Annotated in this window: 16 protein-coding genes; 5 read left to right on the forward strand and 11 right to left on the reverse strand. The window is 71.9% G+C overall.

Going from position 1 to position 24442, the window contains the following annotated elements:
- Positions 1-8 precede the first annotated feature (8 nt).
- Positions 9-734, reverse strand: coding sequence for a TVP38/TMEM64 family protein (locus ABD951_RS04965; RefSeq protein ID WP_425569777.1), 726 nt, complete (start codon positions 732-734; stop codon positions 9-11).
- A 175-nt stretch (positions 735-909) separates the two neighbouring features.
- Here ABD951_RS04965 and ABD951_RS04970 point away from each other — a divergent pair, with 175 nt between their 5' ends.
- From ABD951_RS04970 to meaB, 3 genes are read left to right on the forward strand one after another with little or no spacing between them, the layout of a single operon-like run.
- Entirely contained in the window at positions 910-2793 is a 1884-nt protein-coding gene (locus tag ABD951_RS04970; protein ID WP_345342641.1) for a methylmalonyl-CoA mutase family protein, read from the forward strand.
- On the forward strand, positions 2790-5042 hold the full coding sequence (scpA, locus tag ABD951_RS04975; protein WP_345342642.1) for a methylmalonyl-CoA mutase: 2253 nt from the start codon (positions 2790-2792) through the stop codon (positions 5040-5042). Before ABD951_RS04970 ends, scpA begins: the two co-directional genes overlap by 4 nt.
- Positions 5029-6024, forward strand: coding sequence for a methylmalonyl Co-A mutase-associated GTPase MeaB (gene meaB / locus ABD951_RS04980; RefSeq protein ID WP_345342643.1), 996 nt, complete (start codon positions 5029-5031; stop codon positions 6022-6024). The genes scpA and meaB overlap by 14 nt, the downstream gene beginning before the upstream one ends.
- 51 nt (positions 6025-6075) lie before the next feature.
- Here the strand turns inward: meaB and ABD951_RS04985 are convergent, their stop codons facing one another.
- From ABD951_RS04985 to ABD951_RS05000, 4 genes are read right to left on the reverse strand one after another with little or no spacing between them, the layout of a single operon-like run.
- The gene (locus ABD951_RS04985) at positions 6076-6855 is read right to left on the reverse strand and encodes a BPL-N domain-containing protein (protein ID WP_345342644.1); all 780 of its coding nucleotides are present in this window, start codon (positions 6853-6855) and stop codon (positions 6076-6078) included.
- The gene (locus tag ABD951_RS04990; RefSeq protein WP_345342645.1) at positions 6852-8087 is read right to left on the reverse strand and encodes a heparan-alpha-glucosaminide N-acetyltransferase domain-containing protein; all 1236 of its coding nucleotides are present in this window, start codon (positions 8085-8087) and stop codon (positions 6852-6854) included. Before ABD951_RS04990 ends, ABD951_RS04985 begins: the two co-directional genes overlap by 4 nt.
- Complete coding sequence (locus tag ABD951_RS04995) at positions 8087-8764, reverse strand: BPL-N domain-containing protein (RefSeq protein ID WP_345342646.1); 678 nt, start codon at positions 8762-8764, stop codon at positions 8087-8089. The genes ABD951_RS04990 and ABD951_RS04995 overlap by 1 nt, the downstream gene beginning before the upstream one ends.
- Positions 8761-12753 carry a Pls/PosA family non-ribosomal peptide synthetase gene (locus ABD951_RS05000; RefSeq protein WP_345342647.1) on the reverse strand — a complete coding sequence of 1331 codons (3993 nt, stop codon included), beginning with the start codon at positions 12751-12753 and terminating at the stop codon, positions 8761-8763. Before ABD951_RS05000 ends, ABD951_RS04995 begins: the two co-directional genes overlap by 4 nt.
- A gap of 369 nt (positions 12754-13122) precedes the next feature.
- On the opposite strand from ABD951_RS05000, the gene ABD951_RS05005 reads away from it, so the two are divergent.
- Positions 13123-15588 (forward strand): LuxR C-terminal-related transcriptional regulator, encoded by a 2466-nt coding sequence (locus ABD951_RS05005; protein WP_345342648.1) that lies wholly within the window; start codon positions 13123-13125, stop codon positions 15586-15588.
- Here the strand turns inward: ABD951_RS05005 and ABD951_RS05010 are convergent.
- From ABD951_RS05010 to ABD951_RS05020, 3 genes are all read right to left on the reverse strand, one after another.
- On the reverse strand, positions 15585-16712 hold the full coding sequence (locus ABD951_RS05010) for a BPL-N domain-containing protein (RefSeq protein ID WP_345342649.1): 1128 nt from the start codon (positions 16710-16712) through the stop codon (positions 15585-15587). The two genes, ABD951_RS05005 and ABD951_RS05010, sit on opposite strands and share 4 nt — an antisense overlap.
- Before the next feature lie 75 nt (positions 16713-16787).
- The gene (locus ABD951_RS05015) at positions 16788-17828 is read right to left on the reverse strand and encodes a nucleoside hydrolase (protein ID WP_345342650.1); all 1041 of its coding nucleotides are present in this window, start codon (positions 17826-17828) and stop codon (positions 16788-16790) included.
- A 12-nt stretch (positions 17829-17840) separates the two neighbouring features.
- The gene (locus tag ABD951_RS05020; RefSeq protein ID WP_425569778.1) at positions 17841-19175 is read right to left on the reverse strand and encodes a CoA transferase; all 1335 of its coding nucleotides are present in this window, start codon (positions 19173-19175) and stop codon (positions 17841-17843) included.
- Positions 19176-19209: 34 nt separating this feature from the next.
- Here ABD951_RS05020 and ABD951_RS05025 point away from each other — a divergent pair, with 34 nt between their 5' ends.
- Positions 19210-19947 (forward strand): lysoplasmalogenase family protein, encoded by a 738-nt coding sequence (locus ABD951_RS05025; protein WP_345342651.1) that lies wholly within the window; start codon positions 19210-19212, stop codon positions 19945-19947.
- Here the strand turns inward: ABD951_RS05025 and ABD951_RS05030 are convergent.
- The 3 genes from ABD951_RS05030 to ABD951_RS05040 form a co-directional block, all read right to left on the reverse strand.
- Positions 19928-21163, reverse strand: coding sequence for a saccharopine dehydrogenase family protein (locus ABD951_RS05030; protein ID WP_345342652.1), 1236 nt, complete (start codon positions 21161-21163; stop codon positions 19928-19930). The two genes, ABD951_RS05025 and ABD951_RS05030, sit on opposite strands and share 20 nt — an antisense overlap.
- Positions 21164-21199: 36 nt before the next feature.
- Positions 21200-22693 carry a glutamate-cysteine ligase family protein gene (locus ABD951_RS05035; protein ID WP_345342653.1) on the reverse strand — a complete coding sequence of 498 codons (1494 nt, stop codon included), beginning with the start codon at positions 22691-22693 and terminating at the stop codon, positions 21200-21202.
- A 104-nt stretch (positions 22694-22797) separates the two neighbouring features.
- On the reverse strand, positions 22798-24240 hold the full coding sequence (locus tag ABD951_RS05040) for an SDR family NAD(P)-dependent oxidoreductase (RefSeq protein WP_345342654.1): 1443 nt from the start codon (positions 24238-24240) through the stop codon (positions 22798-22800).
- Positions 24241-24442 lie beyond the last annotated feature (202 nt).

A 24442-nucleotide genomic window follows, 5' to 3' on the forward strand; every position in this document is an offset into this window, starting at 1 on the left:
GTCAAGGTTCAGGGCTTTACATGATCCATGTCCGGGTGAGGCCTTGACCGCTGCGGTTCGGCCGGTGTCCGCTCGGGGCCGGCCGGGACGCCGAGCCGGGAGTCGAGGACCAGCCCGACGACTCCGATCGCCAGGCACAGGGCCGAGACCGCGAGCAGGGCGGGGGAGGTGCGCCCGCCGATCGCGTCGCCGAGCACCACGACCCCGATGGTGCCGGGCACGATGCCGACGAACGTCGCGAGGAGGAACGGCACGAACCGGATCGACGACAGCGCCGCACAGTAGTTCGTGATCGAGAACGGGACCGGGGCGATCAGGCGCAGTGACCCGACCGCCAGCCAGCCGCGGCGCGCGAGGCGGTCGTCGATCTTCTGCACCGCGGGATGCGTCAACCGGGCCGCGACCGCGTCCCGGCCCACGGACCGGACCAGCACCAGCGCGATCGCCGCGCTCACGGTGGTGGCCGCGACCGCGACCGCGATCCCGGCCGCGGCACCGAACAGCACTCCGGCCGCGAGCGTGAAGACGGTCCGGGGGAACGGTGCGACCGTGACGATCGCGTGCACCGCGAAGAAGGCCAGCGGAAATGCGGGACCGAGGGAGTCCGACCACTGCCGCATCTGCTCGATCGACGGATGCGGAAGGAGCATGGCCACCGCGGTGAGGGCGAGCAGGGCGGCGACCAGGCCGAGTGTCTTCGGCGTGCACAGCCGCCGGAACGCGGCGGTCAGCACGGGGTCGGTGACGACTGCGGGGCGCGCTGCGGATCGGCGGCGGGGCTCATACCGCGAGGTTACCGAACGGTAGGCGATCCACTGGTCAGGGCCGGAAAGGGTCGGGTTAGCATCACAGAAAACAACGACTGTGTCCGAATATCGAGAGGAAGCAGACACCGTGTCACAAGCTCCAGTGTCACACGCTTCACAGGCCGAGGAGGCCGCCCGCGACTACGCGGCCTGGCAGCAAGCGGTGGCCGCGGTGCTCGCGAAGGCCCGCAAGGTCGACGTCGCCGAGCTGCCGGCCGACCCGGAACACCTCCTCGACACGACCACCTACGACGGGGTCACCGTCACGCCGCTGTACACGCGGCGCGTGGAGTCCGCCGAGGCGCCGCTCCCGGGTGTGTTCCCGTTCGTCCGGGGTCGCGACGCGCACCGCGACGTCAACCGCGGCTGGCTGGTCAGCGCCGCGTTCGGGGCCGGCGAGGGTGACCCGAAGAAGGTCAACGAGGCCATCCTCGACGGCCTCGAGAACGGCGTCAGCGCGGTCTGGCTCGGTGTCGGCGGTGACGGGCTGTCCGCCGACGCGCTGGGCGAGGCGCTCGACGGCGTCCTCCTCGACCTCGCGCCGCTCACCCTGGACGCGGGCGCCGACGTCGCCGCGGCCGCCGAGCGGCTCTACGCACTGATCGACGAGCGTGCCGCCGCGGGCGACGGGGTCACCGACCGCTCGGCGATCGCCGTCGCGCTCGGTGCCGCCCCGCTCACCGACCGGTTCGCCGGGGCGGACACCGGCGTCGACCTGGCCGGCGCGGTCGCGTTGGCCGGTGCCGCCGCCGCGCGCCCGGAGACCGTCCGCGCGATCACCGTCGACGGCACCGCGTTCCACAACGCCGGCGCCTCCGACGCCGAGGAGCTCGGTGCGTCCGTCGCGGCGGGCCTGGAATACGTTCGCGCGCTGGTCGACTCGGGCATCGCGATCTCGAAGGCGTTGGGGCAGATCGAGTTCCGGCTCGCGGCCACCGACGACCAGTTCCAGACGATCGCGAAGTTCCGCGCCGGCCGTCGACTGTGGGCGCGTGTCGCGCAGGTGTGCGGCGCGCCCGAGTCCGGTGGTGCCCCGCAGCACGCGGTCACCTCCGCCGCGATGATGGCGCAGCGCGACCCGTGGGTGAACATGCTCCGCACCACCCTCGCCACGTTCGGTGCCGGTGTCGGCGGAGCCGACTCGGTGACGGTGCTGCCCTTCGACGCCGCGGTCCCCGCGGGCACCCTCGACACCTCGGTGTCCTTCGCGGCCCGCATCGCCCGCAACACCCAGCTGCTGCTGCTCGAGGAGTCGAACCTCGGTCGCGTGCTCGACCCGGGCGCCGGCTCCTGGTACGTCGAAGACCTGACCGAGCAGGTCGCGGCCAAGGCGTGGGAGTTCGTCCAGCAGATCGAGGCCGCGGGCGGCTACGCCGCGGCACTCGACTCCGGCCTGGTCGCCGAGCGCGTCGCCGCCACCCGCACCCGGCGGGACGCGGACATCGCGCACCGCCGCACGGCGGTCACCGGCGTCAACGAGTTCCCGAACCTCGCCGAGGCCCCGCTCTCCGACGCCCCCGCGCCGCTGGCCGGCGTCGCCCGCTACGGTGCCGCGTTCGAGGCCCTGCGGGACCGCTCCGACCGGTTCCTCGCCGAGCGCGGCCACCGGCCCAAGGTGCTGCTCGCGGCGCTCGGGCCGGTCGCCGAGCACAACGGCCGCACCACCTTCGCCGCGAACCTGCTCGCCTCCGGCGGCATCGAGGCGGTCAACCCCGGCACCCTCGACCTGGCCACCGTCGCCGGGATCGTGCGGGAGTCGGAGACCACGATCGCGGTGCTGTGCGGCACCGACAAGCGGTACGGCACCGACGGCGTGCCCGCGGTCGACGCGCTGCGCGCCGCCGGCATCGAGACGGTCCTGCTGGCCGGATCCGAGAAGACGTTCGCCGACGCGCGGGGCGCGGACCGGCCCGACGGCTTCCTGACCGCTCGTATTGACGCAGTGTCGGCCCTGACCGGTCTGCTCGACACCCTGGGAGCGAAATGAGCATCAAGCACGAGATCGGCAGCTTCGCCGACGTGCCGCTGACCGACCCCGCAGCGCCGGCGCCGTCCGCGCCGACCGAGTCGGAGGTCGCCGCGCACATCGAGGAAGCGGCCAAGGCGAACAACTACACCGTCGAGGACGTCGTCTGGTCGACGCCCGAGGGCATCGACGTCAAGCCGGTCTTCACCAAGGCCGACCGGGACGCCGCCGAGGCGTCGGGCTACCCGCTCGACAGCTTCCCCGGCGCCGCGCCGTTCCTGCGCGGGCCCTACCCGACGATGTACGTCAACCAGCCGTGGACGATCCGGCAGTACGCCGGCTTCTCCACCGCCGCCGAGTCGAACGCCTTCTACCGCCGCAACCTCGCGTCCGGTCAGAAGGGCCTGTCCGTCGCGTTCGACCTCGCCACCCACCGTGGCTACGACTCCGACCACCCGCGCGTGCAGGGCGACGTCGGAATGGCCGGTGTGGCGATCGACTCGATCCTCGACATGCGGCAGCTCTTCGACGGCATCGACCTCTCGCAGGTGTCGGTGTCGATGACGATGAACGGCGCGGTGCTGCCGATCCTGGCGCTGTACGTCGTCGCCGCGGAGGAGCAGGGCGTCACGCCCGAGCAGCTGGCCGGAACCATTCAGAACGACATTCTGAAGGAGTTCATGGTCCGCAACACGTACATCTACCCGCCGAAGCCGTCGATGCGGATCATCTCCGACATCTTCGCGTACACCAGCGCGAAGATGCCGAAGTTCAACTCGATCTCCATCTCGGGCTACCACATCCAGGAGGCCGGTGCGACCGCCGACCTGGAGCTGGCGTACACGCTCGCCGACGGCATCGAGTACATCCGCGCCGGCCTCGACGCGGGCATGGACATCGACAAGTTCGCTCCGCGTCTGTCGTTCTTCTGGGCGATCGGCATGAACTTCTTCATGGAGGTCGCCAAGCTGCGCGCCGGGCGTCTGCTCTGGAGCGAGCTCGTCGCCAAGTTCGACCCGAAGTCCAGCAAGTCGCTGTCGCTGCGCACCCACTCGCAGACCTCCGGCTGGTCGCTGACCGCGCAGGACGTGTTCAACAACGTCGCCCGCACCTGCGTCGAGGCGATGGCCGCGACCCAGGGCCACACGCAGTCGCTGCACACCAACGCGCTCGACGAGGCGATCGCGCTGCCGACCGACTTCTCGGCCCGCATCGCCCGCAACACCCAGCTGCTGCTGCAGCAGGAGTCGGGCACCACCCGGCCGATCGACCCGTGGGGCGGCTCGCACTACGTGGAGTGGCTGACCAACGAGCTCGCGAACCGGGCCCGGGCGCACATCGCCGAGGTCGAGGAGGCCGGCGGCATGGCGCAGGCCATCTCGGAGGGCATCCCGAAGCTGCGCATCGAGGAGGCCGCGGCCCGCACCCAGGCCCGCATCGACTCCGGCCGCCAGCCGCTGATCGGCGTCAACAAGTACGTGCCGGACGAGGACGACAGCATCGAGGTCCTCAAGGTCGACAACACCAAGGTGCGTGCCGAGCAGCTCGCGAAGCTGCAGCAGCTGCGCGCCGAGCGCGACGAGGCCGCCGCCCAGGCCGCTCTCGCCGAGCTGACCCGCGCCGCCGGTTCCGCTGACGGCGGCATGGAGAACAACCTGCTCGCGCTCGCCGTGAACGCGGCCCGCGCCAAGGCCACCGTCGGCGAGATCTCCGACGCGCTGGAGAAGGTGTACGGGCGTCACCAGGCCGAGATCCGGACCATCAGCGGGGTGTACCGGGACGAGGCCGGAAAGTCGGAGAACATTTCCACCGCAACGGAACTCGTCGAGAAGTTCGCGGAGTCCGAGGGTCGCCGCCCGCGTATCCTCGTCGCGAAGATGGGCCAGGACGGCCACGACCGCGGCCAGAAGGTGATCTCCACCGGCTTCGCGGATCTCGGCTTCGACGTCGACGTGGGACCGCTGTTCCAGACCCCCGAGGAGGTCGCCCAGCAGGCGGCCGACGCCGACGTGCACATCGTCGGTGTGTCCTCCCTCGCCGCCGGGCACCTCACCCTGGTGCCTGCGCTGCGGGAGGCCCTCGCCTCGGTCGGTCGACCCGACATCATGGTCGTGGTCGGCGGCGTGATCCCGCCCGGCGACTTCGACGAGCTGTACCGGGCCGGTGCCGCGGCGATCTTCCCGCCCGGCACGGTCCTGGCGGACGCCGCGATCGGTCTGCTGCAGAAGCTGTCGGAACAGTTGGGACACGATCCGATTGCCGCCGGTTAAGCGTCCACCCCTGGACCTGACCGCCCTCGGCGACGCGGTCCTCGCCGGCCGGCGCGGGGAGATCTCGAAGGCGATCACGCTGGTCGAGTCGACCCGGACGGACCACCGGGAGCAGGCGCAGCAGCTGCTGCTGCGCCTGCTCCCGCACGCGGGCGGAGCGATCCGGGTCGGCATCACCGGAGTCCCCGGGGTCGGCAAGTCCACCACGATCGAAGCCCTCGGGATGCACCTGATCTCGTTGGGGCACAAGGTCGCCGTGCTCGCGGTCGACCCGTCGTCCACGCGGACCGGCGGGTCGATCCTCGGTGACAAGACCCGGATGCAGAACCTGTCGGTGCAGCCGAACGCGTTCATCCGGCCGTCCCCGACCTCGGGCACCCTCGGCGGGGTCGCGAAGGCGACCCGCGAGACGATGGTGCTGCTCGAGGCCGCCGGTTACGACGTGATCCTGGTCGAGACCGTCGGTGTCGGGCAGTCCGAGGTCACGGTCGCGAACATGGTCGACACGTTCACGTTCCTGACCCTGGCCCGCACCGGGGACCAGCTGCAGGGCATCAAGAAGGGCGTGCTCGAACTCGCCGACATCGTCACCGTCAACAAGGCCGACGGCAGGCACGAGTCCGAGGCGCGTGTCGCGGCGCGGGAACTGGCCGGGGCGTTGCGGCTGATCTACCCGCACGACGCGCTGTGGAAGCCGCCGGTGCTGACGATGAGCGCGCTCGAGAACATCGGTGTCGACAGGTTCTGGGACGAGGTGCTGCGGCACCGCAAGGTTCTCGGCGACGCCGGTGAACTCGAACGCAAGCGCCACCAGCAGCAGGTCGACTGGACGTGGTCGATGGTCCACGACCAGCTGCTGCGGCGCCTCGACACCGATCCCGCGGTCAAGGCGATCCGGCACGACGTCGAGAAGCAGGTCCGCGACGGTTCGATCACCGCGGCGCTCGCCGCGCACCGCATCCTGGACGCGTTCGACACGTAGACGGCCGCGGAGCCCGTGAGTGGCCCTCGCCCCGACCGGGACGAGGGCCACTCACGGGCGCGCGAGCGCGGTCCCGATCAGGTCGTGGCCGAGGTCGAAGCGGATGCCGTCGGGGTTCGTCAGACCCGGTCCGCGGTACCAGGATTCGTCGGCCTCCGGGTGCGGGCCGACCAGGCCGACGCGGCCGTTGCCGTACGGTGTGACCACGGCCGCGACGGTCTCGTTGGGGTAGCGCGCCAACACCGTCGCACCGACCGCGTCCCAGTCGCCGCCCGGAACCGCGAACGCCGCCCCGTCCTGGAAGAACATGTGGCGGGGCCGCCCACGCCAGCTCACGTCGACGACGGTGTCGGCGGTGTCCGCGACGGTCGCGTCGTCGGTGCCGATGTACTGCCGCACCCGGCCGGGGAACAGCCGGTAGCCGGGATCGCTGCCGGCCAGGTACGCACCCAGACAGAAGCCGAGGTAGGTCCCGCCGGCCTGCACCCACTCCCGCAGACACGGTGCGTACGCCCGCGTCCGCCGCCACGCCGGACCCACCGTCCCGCCGCCGGGCTGCGCGTACAGTGTTGCGCCGGCGAGGGATTCGGGGGTCACGTCGACCTCCTCGTCGGGCCCGACGTACACGGCGCGGAGCGGGGTCGGAGCCGTCTCGAGCAGGTTCGCCACCGACTCGGCGCACCCGGAGCAGGTTGCCGGGCCGCGGTGGACCAGCGCGACGGGACGGTCGTCCCGGCGGGTCGCGTGCGGCAGCCCCAGTGCGGCGACCGCGCCCACGGCACCGACCCCGGTCGCGCCGATCAGGAACCGGCGCCGGCTGACCGGGCTCACGCGCGGTGCTGCCGGGTGGCGAGGCGGTTCTCGACGCCGCGGCGGACGCGGGTGGTGACGACCCGGACGAGTCCCTCGAGGGGGCCGCGGCCCGCGGTGGCCCGCCACGCGAGCGCGGCGACCGCCATCACCGTCACCTGCCGCAGGTAGCCCTCCCACGGTCCGTACACGTCGAAGTCCGAGTTGACGAACATGATGTGTCCGACGTAGATGGTCAGCGACATGCTGCCGACCGCCACCAGCGGGGCGGTGACGATCCCGATCACCCGGGCGGCCGGCGGCCCGATCCGGAACAGCAGCAGGCACGACCCCAGCACCAGCAGCGCGCTGCCGAGCGTGTTCGCGAGATCGAGGGAGGTCCCGGTGTGCGGGCCGTTGACGGCCAGCCACCACCACGTGTCGACGGGCACGGTGCCGTCCGCGCCGAAGGCGAGAATCTCGGCGACGGTGTCCGGGTCGGACGCCGCCTCGAGGTGCGCGAGGCCGTCGAACGGGTGCAGGAGAATCCACGACACCGTCGCGGACAGCGACATCAGCAGCGCGCCGATGCCGACCAGCCAGGCGTCGACCCGCCCGGAGGTGAGGTCGAGCCTGCCGATCACGATGCCGACGACGACGTACGTCATCCAGACGACCACGGGGAACTCCCCGGTGAACAGCAGGTTCACGAGCGTCTCGAACGGTTTGAGCGACAGCGTCTCCCACGACAGCTGCCGGGTGAAGGGTTCCGGCAGGTGTGGTCGGATCACCTGGCCGAGCACGGGTGTCAGCGCGGCGCCGAGCACCGCGATCACGGCCAGGGCGCGGGTGCTCAGGTACACCAGCGGCACCGCGAGCAGGAACATCACCGCGTAGTAGGTGAGAATCACCACGCCGTACTCGATGTCGGTGTAGCCCAACGTCAGCCCGATCACGCCGATCACGACGGCCCGGGCGGCGAGCGCCGCGGCGACACCGTACGACCGGGGTCCGCGGGGTAGGCGCCGGCGCCCGGACAGGAACGCGATCGCGACGCCCGCGAGGACCGCGAACATCGCCGACGCGTGCCCGGCCGAGATCGTGTAGGACAGGGTCGGCTCGCCGCCCTCGGTGTAGTCGTCGAGCGAGTGCACGGCGATCATGCCGAGGACGGCCAGCCCGCGTGCCAGGTCGACGCCGGTCAGGCGCGGGCGGCGGCGCCGCTCGGTGGACGGCACGGAATCTCCGGGGGCGGACAGGATCTCGGAGGTCATCAGGTCATCACCGCATCGATGAGGTCGAGGCCGGCGGCGGTGCCGGCGGCGGGGGCGGGCAGTCCGGAGTCGGTGAACCAGTCGGCGTCGGCCTCGGGGTGGGGACCGACGACGGCGACCCGCCCGGCGCCGAACCTGGCGGTCAGTGCGGCGACCTGGCCGTTGGCGTATGCGGCCAGCACGTGCAGTCCGGGCGGGAAGGGCCGCGTCAGTTCGAAGACCGGACCGTCCTGGAAGTACATCGGTTGTGGCCGGCCCCGCCACCGGACGCGGACGACCGTCGCCGCGGGCCCGACGACTTCGGAGCGGGCGGTGGCGATGTACCGGTCCGTGTCGCCGGGCAGCAGGTCGAAGCCGGGAGTGGCGCCGGCGAGGTACCCGCCGAGGCAGAACCCGAGGTAGCGGCCGCCCCCGGCGACGTAGTCACGGATCGTGTGCCGGTGCCGGCGCATCCGCCGCCACGCGGGTGCGAGCCGGTCGCCGCCGGGCTGGGCGTAGATCGCAGCGGCGTCGAGGACGTCGGGATCGAGGTCGAGTGCCTCCTGCGGCCCGACGTAGCCGATGTCGAAGTTCCATCGGCTGCGTGCCAGCAGCGCGGCTACCGCTTCCGCGCAGCCGGGCAGCGTGGCCTCGCCGCGGTACACGAGGGCGAGCGGTCGGCGATGCGAATGCCTCACGGGCGTACCACCTGTGCCGGAACGCCCTCCCACCGCGTGTGGGCGGGCAGCTCGTCGCCCTTCATCAGCAGCGACAGCGCCGAGAGTTCGGCCTGCTCCCCGACGACCGCGTCGTACAGCACGACGGCCCGGGTGCCGACGGTGGCGCCGGGGGCGATCGTCACGGTGGACATCTTCATCACCCGGTCCTCGAACAGATGGGTCTGCAGGGACACCCCGGCGCCGACCGCTGCGTCGTCGCCGACCCGCACCAGATCGAACTCGGTGAGGTACGTGGTGCCGATCCACACCCGCCGGCCCATTCCGGCGCCGAACCAGCGCAGGATCATCGGGAGGAACGGTGTGCCGGTGAGCTGGTTCAGCAGCACCGGCACGGCCGCGGATTCGTACATGCCGGTCGCGAACTCGGAGCGCCGCACGAACGTCGCCCACAGCGGCTCCACCCGCGGTCGATAGGTGCCGACGAGGTTCCTCTTGACCGCGGCGCAGAACAGCACGACGCCGAGCGCGGTCGCCAACGCCAACGGCGGTGCCCACAGGATCGTCCAGAGCAGCGACGTGCTGCGGGCGATCAGCGACAGTCCCAGCAGGTAGAAGTAGAGACTGATGCCGATCACGGTGGGGGGAAGCACGATTCGGAAGAACTCGATCCACAGTCGGTGCGCGACGACGGCGCGGCCGGGGGAGAACGTTTCCTCCTCGGAGTAGTCGCCGCTGTCCTGCCTGGCCGGCAGGACGAACGCGGGGTTGCCGAGCCAGGACGTGTCCGGCGGGACACCCTCGGCCGGCGGCACGGTGAGCACGCCGACGAGCGAGCCGTCCCCGGTGGCGGTTCCACTCGGCAGCACCGCGGCGTTGCCGACGAACGCGCGAGTGCCGATTCCGGTGGGCGCACACGTCATCCGGCCGTTGCAGAACGTGGTTCCGCCGAGGCTGGCCATGTCGGCGACGAAGCTCTGCTCGCCGACGGTGAGCAGATCCGGATCGATGTGCGCGACGGTGGACACCTCGGCGCCGGGACCGACTCGGGCGCCGAGCAGCCGCAGCCACGGTGCCGTGTAGAGGGTCGCGTACAGGGTGTTCGTGTAGAGCAGGCTCATCTCGAGCAGCTTGTCGGTGGCCCACTTGCGCACCCCGAGAGGCGAGGCCTCCGGGTGGGTGCCGACCGGGAGCGTCGGCAGGATCAGCTTCTTGCCGACGGCGACGAGGGCGCAGACGCTGGCCACGTAGACGGCGCCGGCGGCCAGCGTCGCGAGCAGGGAGGCGACCATGCCGTACTCGAGCAGCACCGCCCACACCAGCACCAGGCTGGGCACGATCGTCGTGATCGCGAGCACCTCGAGACCGATCACCCCGAAGCCCGTCAGCACCAACAGGATCGGCGTCCATCCGGGCGCCGGACCGGCCGCGGCCATCGTCTCGACCCGCGGATCGAGGGCGGGAACCGGCCGCGGCGGCGATCCGGACCAGCGGGTGCCGTCCGGTATCGCGAGACCCTCACCGAGGACCGACTGGTCACCCAGCATCGCCCCGGCGCCGACGGTGGTGCCGGGCTCGAGTGCACAGTTCGCGGCGACGTGGGCGTGCTCGCCGACGACGATCGGGGCGACGACGACCGTGTCGCCGACCACCCGCCACGGTCGGATGTCGGTGTTCGTTCCGATCGACGCGCCCGTCCCGACGGTCACCAGCGCGGGGAACGACACGGTCGACGTGCCGATGTGGGTGTCGGCGCCGACGCGGGCCCCGAGGGCCCGCAGGAACGGCGCCATCAGGGGGGACCCGCTGAGCACCTGCGCCGGTGCCAGCATCATCAGGTGGTCGACCATCCACAGCCGCAGGTAGGTTGCCCCCCAGAGCCGGTGGCGCCCGGGTTCGATTCCGGCGGACAGCGGCCGGATCGCCAGGACCGGAAGGATCCACCGCACGACCAGGTAGGTCGGGACCGTCGCGACGAGCAGGTCGACCAGGGCCTCGAACGAGGGCTGGCCGTGGTGGGCGTCGTAGACCACCGACACCGGAATCGTCACGACGAGGAGCACCAGCAGGACGAACAGTGCCTGGACGGCACCGGACCGGCGGACCGCGGCGTCGCCGACCGGATCCCGGTCGGTGCGGTCGTCCGGCCGCACCGGAGGCGGGGGAGGCCCTCCCGCCCCGCGCGGGCAGGCACCGGGCACGGCACCGGCCATCGCCCGGATCGTCGGGTGGGTGTAGACGTCGCGGATGCCGGCACCGGGATGCATCCCGCTCTCCCGCAGCCGCGTCACCAGCTGTGCGGCGGCGAGGGAGTGACCGCCGAGGTCGGTGAAGAAGTCGGCCTCGACGGACACCTCGTCGGCGGGCAGTCCGAGCAAGTCGGCCCACAGTCGGCGCAGCTCGTGCTCGACGTCGGTGCCGGCGGGGACGACCGGCCCGGCCGGCCCGGCGAGCCGGCGGCCGGTGGGGGCGGGCAGCCGGGGGCGGTCGACCTTGCCGCTGGGCATCATCGGCAACTCGTCGACGACGTCGAGGAACGTCGGGACCATGTAGTCGGGCAGCCGCCGGCCGATCTCCGAGTGCAGGCGGGTCAGCAGCGCGGCGACGGCGTCGGGGCCGGCCTCCGCGCCGGGCATCAGGACCACCCACGACGCGAGCTGCTCGACGTCGGCGACCGTGACCAGCGACACGACCGCGCTCGCGACGGCGTCGTCGACGAGCAGAACGCTCTCGATCTCGCCGAGATCGACGCGGTGGCCGCGGATCTTGACCTCGCTGTCGGCGCGGCCGAGGTACTCGATCTCGCCCCATTCGGTCCAGCGTGCGAGGTCGCCGGTGCGGTAGATCCGACCGGTGATGCCGCTGTCCGGGACGTCGAGGAACCTGTCCGCCGTCAGGTCGGGGCGGCCGACGTAGCCGCGTGCCACACCGGGGCCGCCGATGCACAGCTCACCGACTTCGCCGTCCGGGACCACATGCCGGTCCTCGTCGAGGATCACGCACGAATACGTCGGCAGTGGCACTCCGATCGTGACCGGCCGGCCGGGAACCAGCTCGCACCAGGTTGCCGTCACGGTGGCCTCGGTGGGGCCGTAGGTGTTCAGGATCCGGCGTCCGGGACGGCCCCAGCGCTCGACGAGTTCGCGTGGGCAGGCCTCGCCGCCGACCAGGATGTTGCGCAGCAGCGGAAGTTCCCGGGGGATCGTCGCCAGCAGCGTCGGCACGCAGTACAGAACGGTGACCGTGTTGCGGTCGAGGAAGTCCGCCAGTTCTCCGCCGAGCCGGCCGGCGCCGGTCGGGCCCGCGACGAGGGTGGCGCCCACTGCCCAGGTCGGCCAGATCTCCTCGATCGAGAAGTCGAACGAGATCGTCATCCCCTGGTACACGCGGTCCGTGGGACGCACGTCGTAGACGGTGGGCACGATGTCGAGGAAGTTGCAGATGCTCGACTGTGCCACCTCGACGCCCTTCGGTCGGCCCGTCGAGCCCGAGGTGTAGATGATGTAGGCGGCCGGGTCGCGGTGGGTGACGTGAAAGACGGGCCGGGTCACCGGCTGGGCCGAGATCAGCTCGGCTTCGCCGTCGACCTCGGTCCACGGGACCCCGAGGGGCGCCAGCAGATCGGCGAAGGACGCGCTGGTGAGCACGAGGTCGACGCCGGCATCGCCGGTGATGTAGTCGACCCGGTCCGCGGGCGAGGCCGGGTCGATCGGCACGAACGCGGCACCGGCCTTGAGCACTGCGAGCAGTGCGATGTAGGTGTGTGGCGACCGCTCGAGCAGGATCGCGATCCGGGCTCCGACGCCGGCGCGGAGGCTGATCAGGTGATGCGCCAGCTGGTTCGCTCGCCATTCGAGTTCCGCGTACGTGAACGTGCTGCCCTCGCACTCGAGTGCGAGGGCGCCGGGAGTGCGGTCGCAGGTCGACTCGAACACGTGCTCGAGGCGGCGTGGCGGGGCCGGCGGTCGCGGGGCATGGACCGCTGACCGCTGCGGGTGCGCGATCGGCATCAGCATCCTCACAGTCAGTAAACATCTGGCAAATATTGGTTCGGCGCGGGCGATTGAATCACGTCGGTGGAGCGCGGACGCGTGTCCGACATGTCGCCCCGGGGGCCGGGCGGCGAGGTTTGTCGGACGCTCGGACCGGCCCCAAGTCGGTATTCGTGCAGGAAGTATCCGAGTTCCGTCGGGTGGGGCCCGCGGTCCGGGGATCGCGCGGGCGGGGCGCCCGGTCTCGGGTGAATCACCCGCGAAATCACCCGGCGGGGCTTCCCGACGTGAGTGGTCTCACGCCAGTGACGGGCACCGCCACGCGACCGGCAGATATCGTTAAGCTAAATTCGGACATGGCGTCGGGGTAATCGAAGGGGGAGGCCGATGACACCTGCGCCGACGCCGTGGGCGCGTCCACGCCTGCTGCGCCGAATGGGCGAGTCGCCTCTGACGGTGCTGTGGGGGCCGAGCGGATACGGAAAGACCACGCTGATCGAGTCGTGGCTGTCGAATCACCCGGACACTCCGGCGATCCGGATCGGCGCGCCGCCTCCGGGCGGCGCGCCGGAGGCGTACTGGACCGGGGTGAGGCGTGCGGCGGCGGATGCGTCCACGAGCGTCCTGGTGCTCGACCTTCCGGACCGGATCGCCGACCCGAACGCCTGGAGCCGGTTGCTCGCGCTACGCGCCGCCCACCCGCGCCGCCGTGTCGTCGTGGCCGTGCGCGACCACACGTTCGTCGCGGACCGGCGGGCCGCGGCCGCGAACGCGGCGGTCGTCACGCCGGCGGAACTGGAGTTCACCGAGACCGAGATCGCGGACCTGCTCGACCGCGGCGGATCGCCGCCGTCGGCACGAACGGCGCGTGACGTGTGGCGCCGCACCGCCGGCCACCCGGCCCTGGTCGCGGTCGCGGAGGGCGTGATCCGGGTGTTCGGCAGCGACCTGGACTTCGAGCGCGAGCGTGCCTACGCCGCGCTCGACGCACAGTTCGACGACTTCGTCGCGCACCGTCTGCTCGCTCCCGGACTGTCCCCGGGGTTGCGCGAGGCGGCCGGCACGATCGCGACGGTGCGTCGACCGACCACCGGATCGGTGCGCGCGCTCGGAATCGAGGACGCCGCGGCGGCCGTCACCGCGCTCGAACGAGCCGGCCTCCTCAGGTGGATGCCCCCGGCACCCGTGCCGTACTGGGTGTACCCGCCCGCGGTCCGCCGGTCACTGCTCCGCATCGCGGCGGCCGAGGGGACTCGCCCGCCTCGTGAGACGTCGCTCCGGCTCGCCCGGTGGCTCGCGGACAACGGTGATCCCGTCGAGGCGCTGCGGCACGCGACCGACGGAGAGGACTGGGACCTGGTCGTGGAGGTTCTGGCGGCGCACTGGATCGACATCGCCACCACGAGGCTCGGCGTGCTGACCAGGGCCCTGACCGCGCTGCCGGACCGGGTCGTACGATCGCGAGCAGCGCTGCACTACGCGCGGGAACTGGTGGTCCGGCTGGAGCCGGGCGAGCATGGATCGGCGCGTCCGGTGCCGGACGTCGACCCCGCGCTGTCGGACATCGCCGAGCGGGACTCGGTCGGGCTCGCCCTCGCGACGGGTGCGCTGCGGTCGACGGTGATGCGGTGGACCGGTGACTACGACGCGGCGGTCCGAGACCACCCGGTGCTCGTCGAGTTCGCGACCCGCGTCGCGGACGGTCTCGAGGGAGAGCGCCGGGCGATGCTCGGGGCGGTGTGGATGCACCTCGGCCTGGCCAGCCAATACCGCGGTGACCACCTCGTCGCGGCGGACCTGTTCGAACGGGCCGCCGACGGGAGATCCCGTGGCCCGAGTGACTTCGCGGCACGGCAGTCCGCGGGACAGCTGGCGCTCCTGAACGCGGTCCTCGGTGAGAGTCGGCGCGCGGTCGGCTGGCTCGACCGTGAATCGGTGTTCGGGGACCGTCCGGGATGGCTCGGTGCGATGATCCGGCTTCCGGCGGTGACCGCGCGCCTGCTGCTCGCGTTGGACCGCCTGGACCTGGCGGCCGCCGAGGCGGCGCGGGCAGAGCTGCCGGAGCTCGCCGGGAACGTCGAGAACTGGGCGTTCGTGGTGTACGCGCACAGTCAGTTCGACCTGATGTGCGGTCGGCCCGACGCGGGACTGGACCGGCTGCACCGCAACCGGGCCGAGTTCGGAAAGTGGTTCGGCCCGGCCGCATTCGCGCGTCCGCTGCTCGGCTCCGCAGCGATGGACCTGCGCACCGCGGCCGGGGAGGGCGCCGCGGTGCTCGAGCGGGCGGAACGGGTCAGCGGGCCGATGCACCCGATGATCCGGCTGTCGGCGGCGCGCGCCGCGCTGCTGACCGGAGACGCCGCGATCGCACTCCGGCACACGACCGTCCTGGCCCGCCGCCGCAGCATCCACACCCGGGTTCGACTGGAGGCGTTGCTGATCCAGGCGACCGCCTCGCTGGAGTCCGGCGATCGCGACGCGGCCCGGGTCGCGTGGAACCGCGCTGTCGCGTTGTCGGAGGACAGCGGGCTCCTGCGGCCGTTCGTGACCGTGCCCGCGGACATCCGCAGCGCGTTGTCGGAGGCGGGTGGCACGATGCCGGCGGGCTGGGCCGCGGCCGCCGGGTGGGGCGACGGTCCCTACCCGCCTCCGGTTCCGGTCGTGCACCTGACCGACCGCGAGGCGACGGTGCTGGACGGTCTGGTCCGCGGCGACAATGTCGCGCGGATCGCGCAGTCGCAGTTCGTGTCGCCCAACACCGTCAAGACGCAGCTCAAGAGCCTGTACCGGAAGCTGGGCGTGCATTCGCGCGCCGAGGCGGTTCGGGAGGCCCGGCGCCGCGGGCTCGTCTAGGAGGTCGGCCGCAGCGCCGGCCCTGGGCCGGCCGCACCGATGAACTGCTGCATCAACGGCAGTTCGGCGAGCCTGTCGAACGGCCACGGCAGCTGCACCCGCGCCGGCCGTGGCGCCGGCGTGGTCGTCGGGGGGACGGCAGTGGCGATCGGGGGGACGGGCGTGGTCGCCGGTGGAACGGCCGGGCCGGGCGCCGCGCCGGTGTTCGGAGCGACCGGGGCGGCGACGGTCCCTGTCGGCGCGGACGGCGCGGTGGTGGTGGTCGGCGCCGGCGGCGCGACCGGAGCCGGGGCCGGGGTGACGGCCGGCACGGCAGTGGTCGTGGGTGCGGCCGCGGGGACGGCCGGGACGGTCCCGGACCTGTTGCCCCGCACGGTGGTCTCGATCAGGTCGTACGCGAGCTGGGGGTTCACCGCGCCGTCCGCGGACAGGCCGTCGTCGACGAACCAGCTGCGGTCCGCCTCGACGTGAGGCCCGGTCACCCCGACTCGCCCACTGCCGTAGTCGACGGCGAGCGCGGCGATCTCCCCGCCCCTGTAGGTGCCGAGGACCGTCGCGGTGTTGCCGGGCTCGAGATCGAACGCCGGGGGATCCTGGAAGTAGGTGGTGTACGCGGTGCCCCGCCAGACGACCTCGGAGCGGTGCGGCGCGGTGTCCCACACCGTCGCGCCCTGCTTCGCGCTGTACTGCGAGGTGTCGCCCGGTAGCAGGTCATAGCCGGGGGTCGCGCCGGCCAGGTAGCCGCCGACACAGAATCCGAGGTAGTTGCCACCCTTGGCGATCCAGTCCCGGATCAGCCCGGCGAACGGCTTCATCGCCTTCCACGCCGTGCTCAGACTCGGCCCGCCCGGCTGGGCGAACACCGTGGCCCGCGCGAGGGTGGCCGCGGTGATCGGTGTGTCCTTCGGGCCGACGTACTCGACCCGGAATCTCGACGGCGAGTTGCGCAACACCGTCGCAACCGATTCCGCGGTCCCCGGTACCGAGGCCGGGCCGCGGTACACCAGCGCGAGGGGCTGGGCCTGCGCCGTCGAGGTGCCGGCCTGGGCGGCGGCCGCGACCGGCACCCCGAGCAGGGCCGTCACGACTGTCAGGACGATCAGGACCCGCCGGTGAAGGTGCACCCGTACCTCGCTTCGTTCGCTCGTGGCCGCCTGCGGGCGAAAGCCGACGGTGCCGTTGAGGTTACAACGCCGCAACTAGTTGCGAGACAATTGCCGCATACCGGAACCGACCCGGTCCACGAGGTGGTCGAAGAACGCGACGGGATCGGTACCGACCGCGATGTCGGCGTTCGGGGCGCGACCCCACATGCCGTGCCAGTCCGCGACCGTGCACCCGCGGGTCAGTCGACCGGTGAGCTCGACGTCGACGGTCGCGGGCCGGGTCCGCGCCCAGGTCGGGTCCAGGGCGAGTGCCGCGGCGAACGGGTCGTGCATGTGGGCGAGGAAGCCCTGACCGTGATCGCGGTGGAACTCGAAGTAGAAGCGCACCGCGTCGGACAGCACCCGGAGTGCCGGATTGCCGGTCCGCGAACGTGTTCCGGGCGGATCCTGCTCGGTGATCAGCTCCACCGGGCTGCTGCCCGCACGTTCCGCGATCCGTCGCAGGTGCTCGGGCTTCATCTCGATCGTCTCGGTGATGTCCAGCGGGCACACCAGTGGGCGGCGGTCCGGTGGCGCGGCGGAGAACGCGTCGAACACCTCCCGGGCCGCCTCCGGATCGACCGAGATGTTCCACTCCGCCTTCGGCGTGGTGTTCCCGGGATGGTTGAACGCCCCACCCATGACGACCAGCCGGCGCAGCAGTACCGGCAACGCCGGCTCGATCCGCAGTGCCAGTGCGAGATTGGTCAGGGGTCCGGTCACCAGCCCGGTCACCTCGCCCGGTCGCGACCGGGCGATCTCGACCCACGCCGTCGCCGAGTCGCGGTCGGAGAGCGGGCGGGTCGACGCGGTCAGCTCGGCGTAGCCGAGTCCCTGCGGGCCGTGGGTGTCCTCGGTGGTGCGCAGGTCGTCGTCCAGCGGGACCGCCGAGCCGAGCGTGACCTCGATGTCGGGCCGCCCGCACAGGTCCAGCCAGGCGAGATTGTTGGCGGCGACCTGGGCCGCCGGAACGTTGCCCGCCGTGCTCGCGACGGTGAGGATCTCGGCGTCGGGGCTGGCGAGCAGGTAGAGCAGTGCGAGTGCGTCGTCGATGCCGGTGTCGACATCGACGATCAGGGGTACCGGTGTCGCCATCGGCCGATCATCTCAGATCCAGTGCGGTGCATCGGCTCCCCAGTCGTGCGCGGGGAACGGGTACTCGGGGTGACCGGGCAGCGCGGGGCGGGCGGTGGTGATCGCACCGTGGGTGACGACGGCCGCCGGTCCGGGTGCCAGTGCCTCGGTGGGATCCCCGACGCGACCGGTCAGGTCGAGGAGCGTGCGCGCCGTGCGGGCCAACGACACCGAGACCTCGCGTCCGCCGCCGCCGGTGCCGCGCAACGCCAGTGCGTCCACGATGCCTGCGGCCAGCAGGTGCCCGCTCGCGTGGTCGAGCGCCTGCACGGGCAACGCCCCCGGATGCACACCGCCCTCGACCAGGGAGATTCCCGACGCCGCCTGCACGATGCTGTCGAAGCCGCGGCGCCCCGCCCACGGTCCGGTCGTCCCCCAGGCACTGACCGAGGCGTGTACGAGACCGGGACGTTCGTGCAGACCGAACCGGTCGAGCGACCCCGGCCGGTAGCCGGTGACGAGCACGTCGGCGGTCGACAACAGCTCCCGCAGCGTCTCGAGCTCCTCGGCGACGGTCAGGTCCAGCAGTGTCGACCGTTTGCCCTGCCCGGTGTCGCGGTGCTGCCAGTCGATCTCGTGCAGGTGTGGCGGGTCCACCCGCAGCACCTGGGCGCCGAGCAGGGCCAGATCGCGTGCCGCGACCGGTCCGGCGAGCACCCGCGTCAGATCCAGGACCCGCAGTCCGGCGAGGGGCCGCGCCGGATCCGCGACGGACAACGCGACCACGGAGGGCGGCGCGGAGGTCGCCGTCGACGAGACCAGCGGACCGTCCGCCGACGCCAGTCCCTGTGGGTGCTCGGCCCATTCGCGTTCCGTCCGGACCCGCGCCGCGACCGCGTCGGCGTCCGCGCACCGGTCCTCGACGTCCTGCGCGGTCAGTTCCCCGATCCGCGTCGACACCGTCCCGGGATCGGCGTCGGCAGGCAGGTCCAGCGCGGCGAGCAGTCGCGTGCGGTGATGCGGATAGTTCGCGTGGGTGCGCACCCACCCGTCGGACGCCGCGAAGAACCCGGACATCGGCGCGAACCCGGCCACCGGCTCGGCGTCGACACGCATCACGCGATCGCCCGCGAACGAGGCCGCGACGCGCTCCGCGTCGAGCGGCCAGGGATGCGGGTCACGGCCACGGGATGCGAGCAGCCGGTTCACCGCCGACGCCAGCGCACCGACCGACCCGAGTGCCAGCGCCGCGGTCGGCAGTCGCGACGCGAGGAACCCGGACGGCGCCGGGTAGCGGACCGTGCCGGGATCGGCGGGCAGCCCGCACCCGCGCTCGTACTCGTCGTGGACCAGTTGCGGTGACACCACCTCAGCACCGTACCCCGCTCCCTACGATGACCCGGTGATCCTCGATCGGCCGCCCCGCCGCTCCGCCACACTCACCGCAGCCGGATTCGCGACGGTCGCGGTCGTCCACCTCGGTGCGCAACTCGCCGACGCCGGCGCGGTGTCCCGCGTCAGCCAGTGGCTGCTGATGCCCCTGCTCGCCGCGACGATGGCGCTCGCCACAACGGCACCGCGATCCCGGCTCGTGCGGACGACGCTGCTGGCGCTGGCGTTCTCGTGGCTCGGGGACACCGCCCCGTCCCTGTTCGACGGCGACGCGGCGTTCCTGGTGATGATCGCCTTCTTCCTGCTCGCGCAGCTCGCGTACGTCGTCGCGTTCCTGCCGTATGCGGCGGCGTCGGTCGCCACCCGGCCCGCGGTCGTGATGTACCTCGCCGCTGTCGCCGGACTGGTCGTCGCGTGCGCGCCCGGCGCCGGCGTCCTGCTGGTCCCGGCCCTGATCTACGGCCTCTGCCTCGGCACCACCGCCGTCCTGTCCACCGGTCTCGGCCGGGTCGCCGGGACCGGCGGCGCGCTGTTCCTGCTGTCCGACGCGATGATCGCGCTCGGTGCGTTCGCCGAGTGGTTCACGCCGCCGGCCGAAGGGTTCTGGGTGATGCTCACCTACATCGCCGGTCAGACCCTGCTGGTGTGGGGGGTCCTGGCCACCGACAAGGCAGAGTCGGCGCCGGAGCGACTACGTCCTCCGGACGGTGAGTTCGGCGCCGGAGCGACTACGTCCTCCGGACGGTGATCTCGAACCCGGCGCCGCGTAGTCGCTCGACGAGACGGTAGCCGATCGCCGTCGCGGGCGTGAGAACACCTGCCGCGTCCGGCAACACGTCGTGGTCCAGCGCGAGGGCGAGCGCGGATTCACCCAGCATCACCGCGGTGGCCGCGTAGCCCGGGTCGCCCTGCGCCCGGATCCGCGCCACGTACCGGGCGCCCGTGGTCGTGGTCGTGTGTACGTCGCTGGTGAAATGTCCCGTCCGCCGGGTCTTCTCGCTCGGGCCCGCGCCCGGCTTCGGCAGCACCCGGTCGAGAACCCAGCGGGTCGGGGGAAACGACAGGCCGGCGATCAGCCCGCCGAGCCCGGCGGCGACTCCCGCCGCGAGCACCGGCGACAGGGGAGAGGACCCCACGCTCATCACCTCCCGGTAGCGGAACGTGCGGCCGTACGCCCAGTTCCGCAACGCGTTGCTGCGCCGGACCACCCGGGTGTTCGTCGACGCCATGAGGAACGGGGCGGTCATCCCCTTCAGGTCCGGCGAGATGTCCGAGCCCTTGACCAGTTCGGCGTCGGGCTGCCGTCCCAGGTCCGGTTCCGCGGCCACGTCGGGGCTCAGCGAATACGGTTGCAGCGCAACCGAACGCGCCCGCCTGTCCGACTTCACGGTGTCGACGAGGGTGCGCATCGAGTCGATGGTGCCGCCGCTGATCCCGCCGCGCAGCGACGCCACCAGTGTGGTGTCGGCGAGGGTGCCCTCGCCGTCCGCGGCCACCCGTTCGTGCAGCACGTGCACCCCGAGGTCGGACGGGATCGAGTCGTATCCGCAGGCGTGCACGATGCGGGCGCCGCTCGCGGCGGCGACGTCGTGGAACCGGTCGATGGATTCGCGGCCGAACAGCACCTCGCCGGACAGGTCGGCGTAGTCGGTGCCCGCCTCGGCGCAGGCCCGGACCAGGTCGATGCCGTACTTGGCGTAGGGGCCGACGGTGGTGACCACGACATGGGTCGCGTTCGCCAGTGCGGTCAGCGAATCGGCGTCGTCGGCGGACGCGACCAGCACAGGCCAGTCCGCGGCCCCGGGCAGTCCCTCCCGGACCCGCACGAGCCGCTCGCGGGAGCGACCGGCCAAGCCGATCCGGGTACCGGCGGGGGCGTGGCGGGCCAGGTATTCGGCGGTGAGCCTGCCGACGAAGCCGGTGGCGCCGTAGACGACGACGTCGAGGTCGCGCGTGCGGGTCATGGCCCGACCCTACTCGGAGCTCGGGGCGCCCGAGGTTCAATCCCAGGTGTGGACCGGCCCTGCCGAATGCATGCGGTCGAGGTACTCGGCCAGCATCGAGTTCAGTGCCGAGTCCCGGCTCTCTCCCGCCTTCTCCCGCGCCGCCACCGTCGCGCGCTGCCATTGCGCCCCGTTGCGGCGGGTCCTGCAGCGGTCCTCGACGATCCCCAGGTACGTGTCGCGGACGGCGGGTGCGACCCCCAGCGCGTCCAGCCCCTCGTGTGCGAGTGGCAACAGCGTCCCCGACACCAGTTCCCCCGGGGCGATGGCGCCGATGTCGGGCCAGAACACTCGCGCGTCGAACCCGCGCCGTGCTCCGGCTCGAAGATTGGCGGCGGCCGCCTCGAACGGCATGCGCGACCACGACGGTCGGTCCGCATGCGCCAGCGAGTACACCGTGCCGTAGTAGAACGCCGCGTCCGCGACGGTGTCCCGGACGGTCGGACCGCCCGGCAGCACCCGATTCTCCAGGCGCAGATGGTGGTCGGTGTCGGTGGTGTCGTAGATCGGCCGGTTCCAGCGGTAGATCGTCCCGTTGTGCATGCGCAGTTCGGCGAGTTCGGGGGTGCCCCCGGCCGCGACCACGGCGCCGGGCTGCTCGTCCGTACACTCCGGGAGCAGCGACGGGAAGTATCGCGAGTTCTCCTCGAACAGGTCGAAGATCGACGAGATCCACCGCTCCCCGAACCACACCCGCGGCCGGACGCCCTGATTCTTCAGTTCGAGCGGCCGGGTGTCGGTTGCCTGTTCGAACAGCGGGAGACGGGTCTCGTGCCACAGTGCGAGGCCGGCGAAGAACGGCGAGTTCGCGGCCATCGCCACCTGCACTCCGGCCAGCATCTGCGCCGAGTTCCAGTACGCGCCGAATTCGCGCGGTGACACCTGCAGGTGGAGTTGCGTGGACGTGCACGCGGCCTCGGGGAGGATCGTGTCGGTCAGGGTCGCGAGCCGTTCGGCGTCCCGACGGCCCGGCAGGGGCACCCCGGTGATGTCGAGTTCGATGTCCTCGCCGCGGGCCGCGAGGATCTGCCGGGCGAGCGCGGCGTAGCGCGGGTCCGGCGACATCCAGCGTTTGTCGAGATGTCGTCGGCGCAGGGTCGGCAGGATGCCGATCATGGCCAGGCGGCCGCCGCCCGACCGGGCGCGTTCGTCGGCGTGGTTGAGCGTGTTGCGCAGCTGGTCCTCGAGTTCGGCGAGGTTGGTGCCGTCGAGGTGACGGGGCGGGACGTTGACCTCGATGTTGAACTGGCCCAGTTCCGTCTGGTATGCGGGGTCCGCGATGGCGGCGAGCACCGACTCGTTCGCCATGGCCGGTTCGCGGTTGCCGTCGACGAGATTCAGTTCGAGTTCGAGCCCGACCGTCGGGTCTCCGGGCTGCGCCTGTTCCCTGGCGAGCAGTTCCGCCAGGGCGTCGAGGCAGTCGTGCACCTTCTCACGGAACACCTGCCGGTCCTTGCGGGTGAACACCACCCGGGTGACCTCGCGGCCCATGCGCGTCTCCCTCGGTCGACATCACATGTGAGGCCCAGTATTCCCGAGAGGACGCGGGGATGCGCGTGGTGGCGGGACCCCGAGGTGGCGGGACCCCGAGTGTGCTACCAGGGTGAGGGCTCGAAGTCCTTGAGGAAGCAACCGTACAGGTCGACGCCCTCCTCGCCCTGGACGATCGGGTCGTAGACGCGGGCGGCGCCGTCGACGAGGTCGAGGGGGGCGTGGAAGCCCTCGTCGGCGAGCCGCAGCTTGGTGTAGTGCGGGCGCTCGTCGGTGATCCACCCGGTGTCGACGGCGGTCATCAGGATGCCGTCCTGTTCGAGCATCTCCTTCGCGCTGGTGCGGGTGAGCATGTTCAGGGCGGCCTTGGCCATGTTGGTGTGCGGGTGGCCCGGGCCCTTGTACTTGCGGGCGAACTGGCCCTCCATCGCCGAGACGTTGACGACGTACTTGCGTCGGGCGGGAGCGGCGGCCATCGCGGGACGCAGCCGGTCGACGAGGATGAACGGGGCCACCGAGTTGCAGAGCTGCACTTCGAGAAGTTCGATCGGGTCGACCTCGCCGACGGTCTGCACCCAGCTGTTGGTGTGTGCGAGGTCGGGTACGAGACCGCCTGCGTCGATCGCGATGCCCTGCGAAATGCGTTCGGGGGTGGCCGATCCCGCGACCATGGCCAGTTCGCTGACCTGGTGGACGATCGACTGCGTCGCCGCGGGCAGGGAGCCGGCGAGGGCGGCCGGATGGGCGTCGCTGGTCTTGCCGAACGTGACGACCTCGGGCAGGTGCCCGGCGGGCAGCGGACCCGACTCGGCCTCGACGAGTGCGGAGTAGGCGCCGGGGGAGCGGCGCACGGTCTGGGCGGCGTTGTTGATCAGGATGTCGAGCGGTCCCTGTGCGGCGACGTCGTCGGCGAGCGCGACGACCTGAGCCGGGTCCCGCAGGTCGATCCCGACGACCCGCAGGCGCTGGATCCAGTCGGCGCTGTCCTCCATCGCGGTGAAGCGGCGGATCGCGTCGTTCGGGAACCGGGTGGTGATCGTCAGGTGGGCACCGTCGCGCAGCAGCCGGAGCGCGATGTACATGCCGATCTTCGCGCGGCCACCGGTGAGCAGTGCGCGCCGGCCGGTCAGGTCGGTGGACGCGTCCCGCTTGGCATGGCTGCGCGCGGCGCACTCGGGGCACAGCTGGTGGTAGAACGCGTCGACGACGGTGTACCGCTGCTTGCAGATGTAGCAGGGGCGCGGCCGGATCAGCGTGCCCGCGGTGGAGCCGACGGTCGGCGACGAGATCAACACGCCGGCGGTCTCGTCGTCGATCCGGTTCGGGGAGCCGGTGGCGGTCGCCGCGACGACCGCGCGGTCGGCGGCGGACTTCGCGTCCCGCGCCTCGATTCGCTTGCGGCGCTTGAGCCGTTTGAACATCCTGCCGCTTGCGCGCTGCAGCGCGATCGAGTCGGGGTGCTCGGCGTCGAGCTCCCCGGCCGCGGCGAGGACCCTCAGACAGGTCTCCAGGTCGGTGGGATCGATGCCTGTCGTCGGTTGTGCCATCGGTGAAGGTGCTCAGTCCTGATCTCGTCGCTGCGGTCCGGGGAGAGTCTACCGACTCCGCGTCGACCAGCCGATTCGGGCGGATCGGGGCGGCGCCGCGGAAGCCGTGACATCCGGTCGTGGCGCGAGGAGGATGACCGTTGTCGGGGAATGGTCGGGGGATCGTCGGGCCTGCGACGGCCCGACCGCACGAAAGGCCAGC

The organism is Rhodococcus olei (assembly GCF_039540555.1).
Classification (GTDB): Bacteria; Actinomycetota; Actinomycetes; order Mycobacteriales; family Mycobacteriaceae; genus Rhodococcus_G; species Rhodococcus_G olei.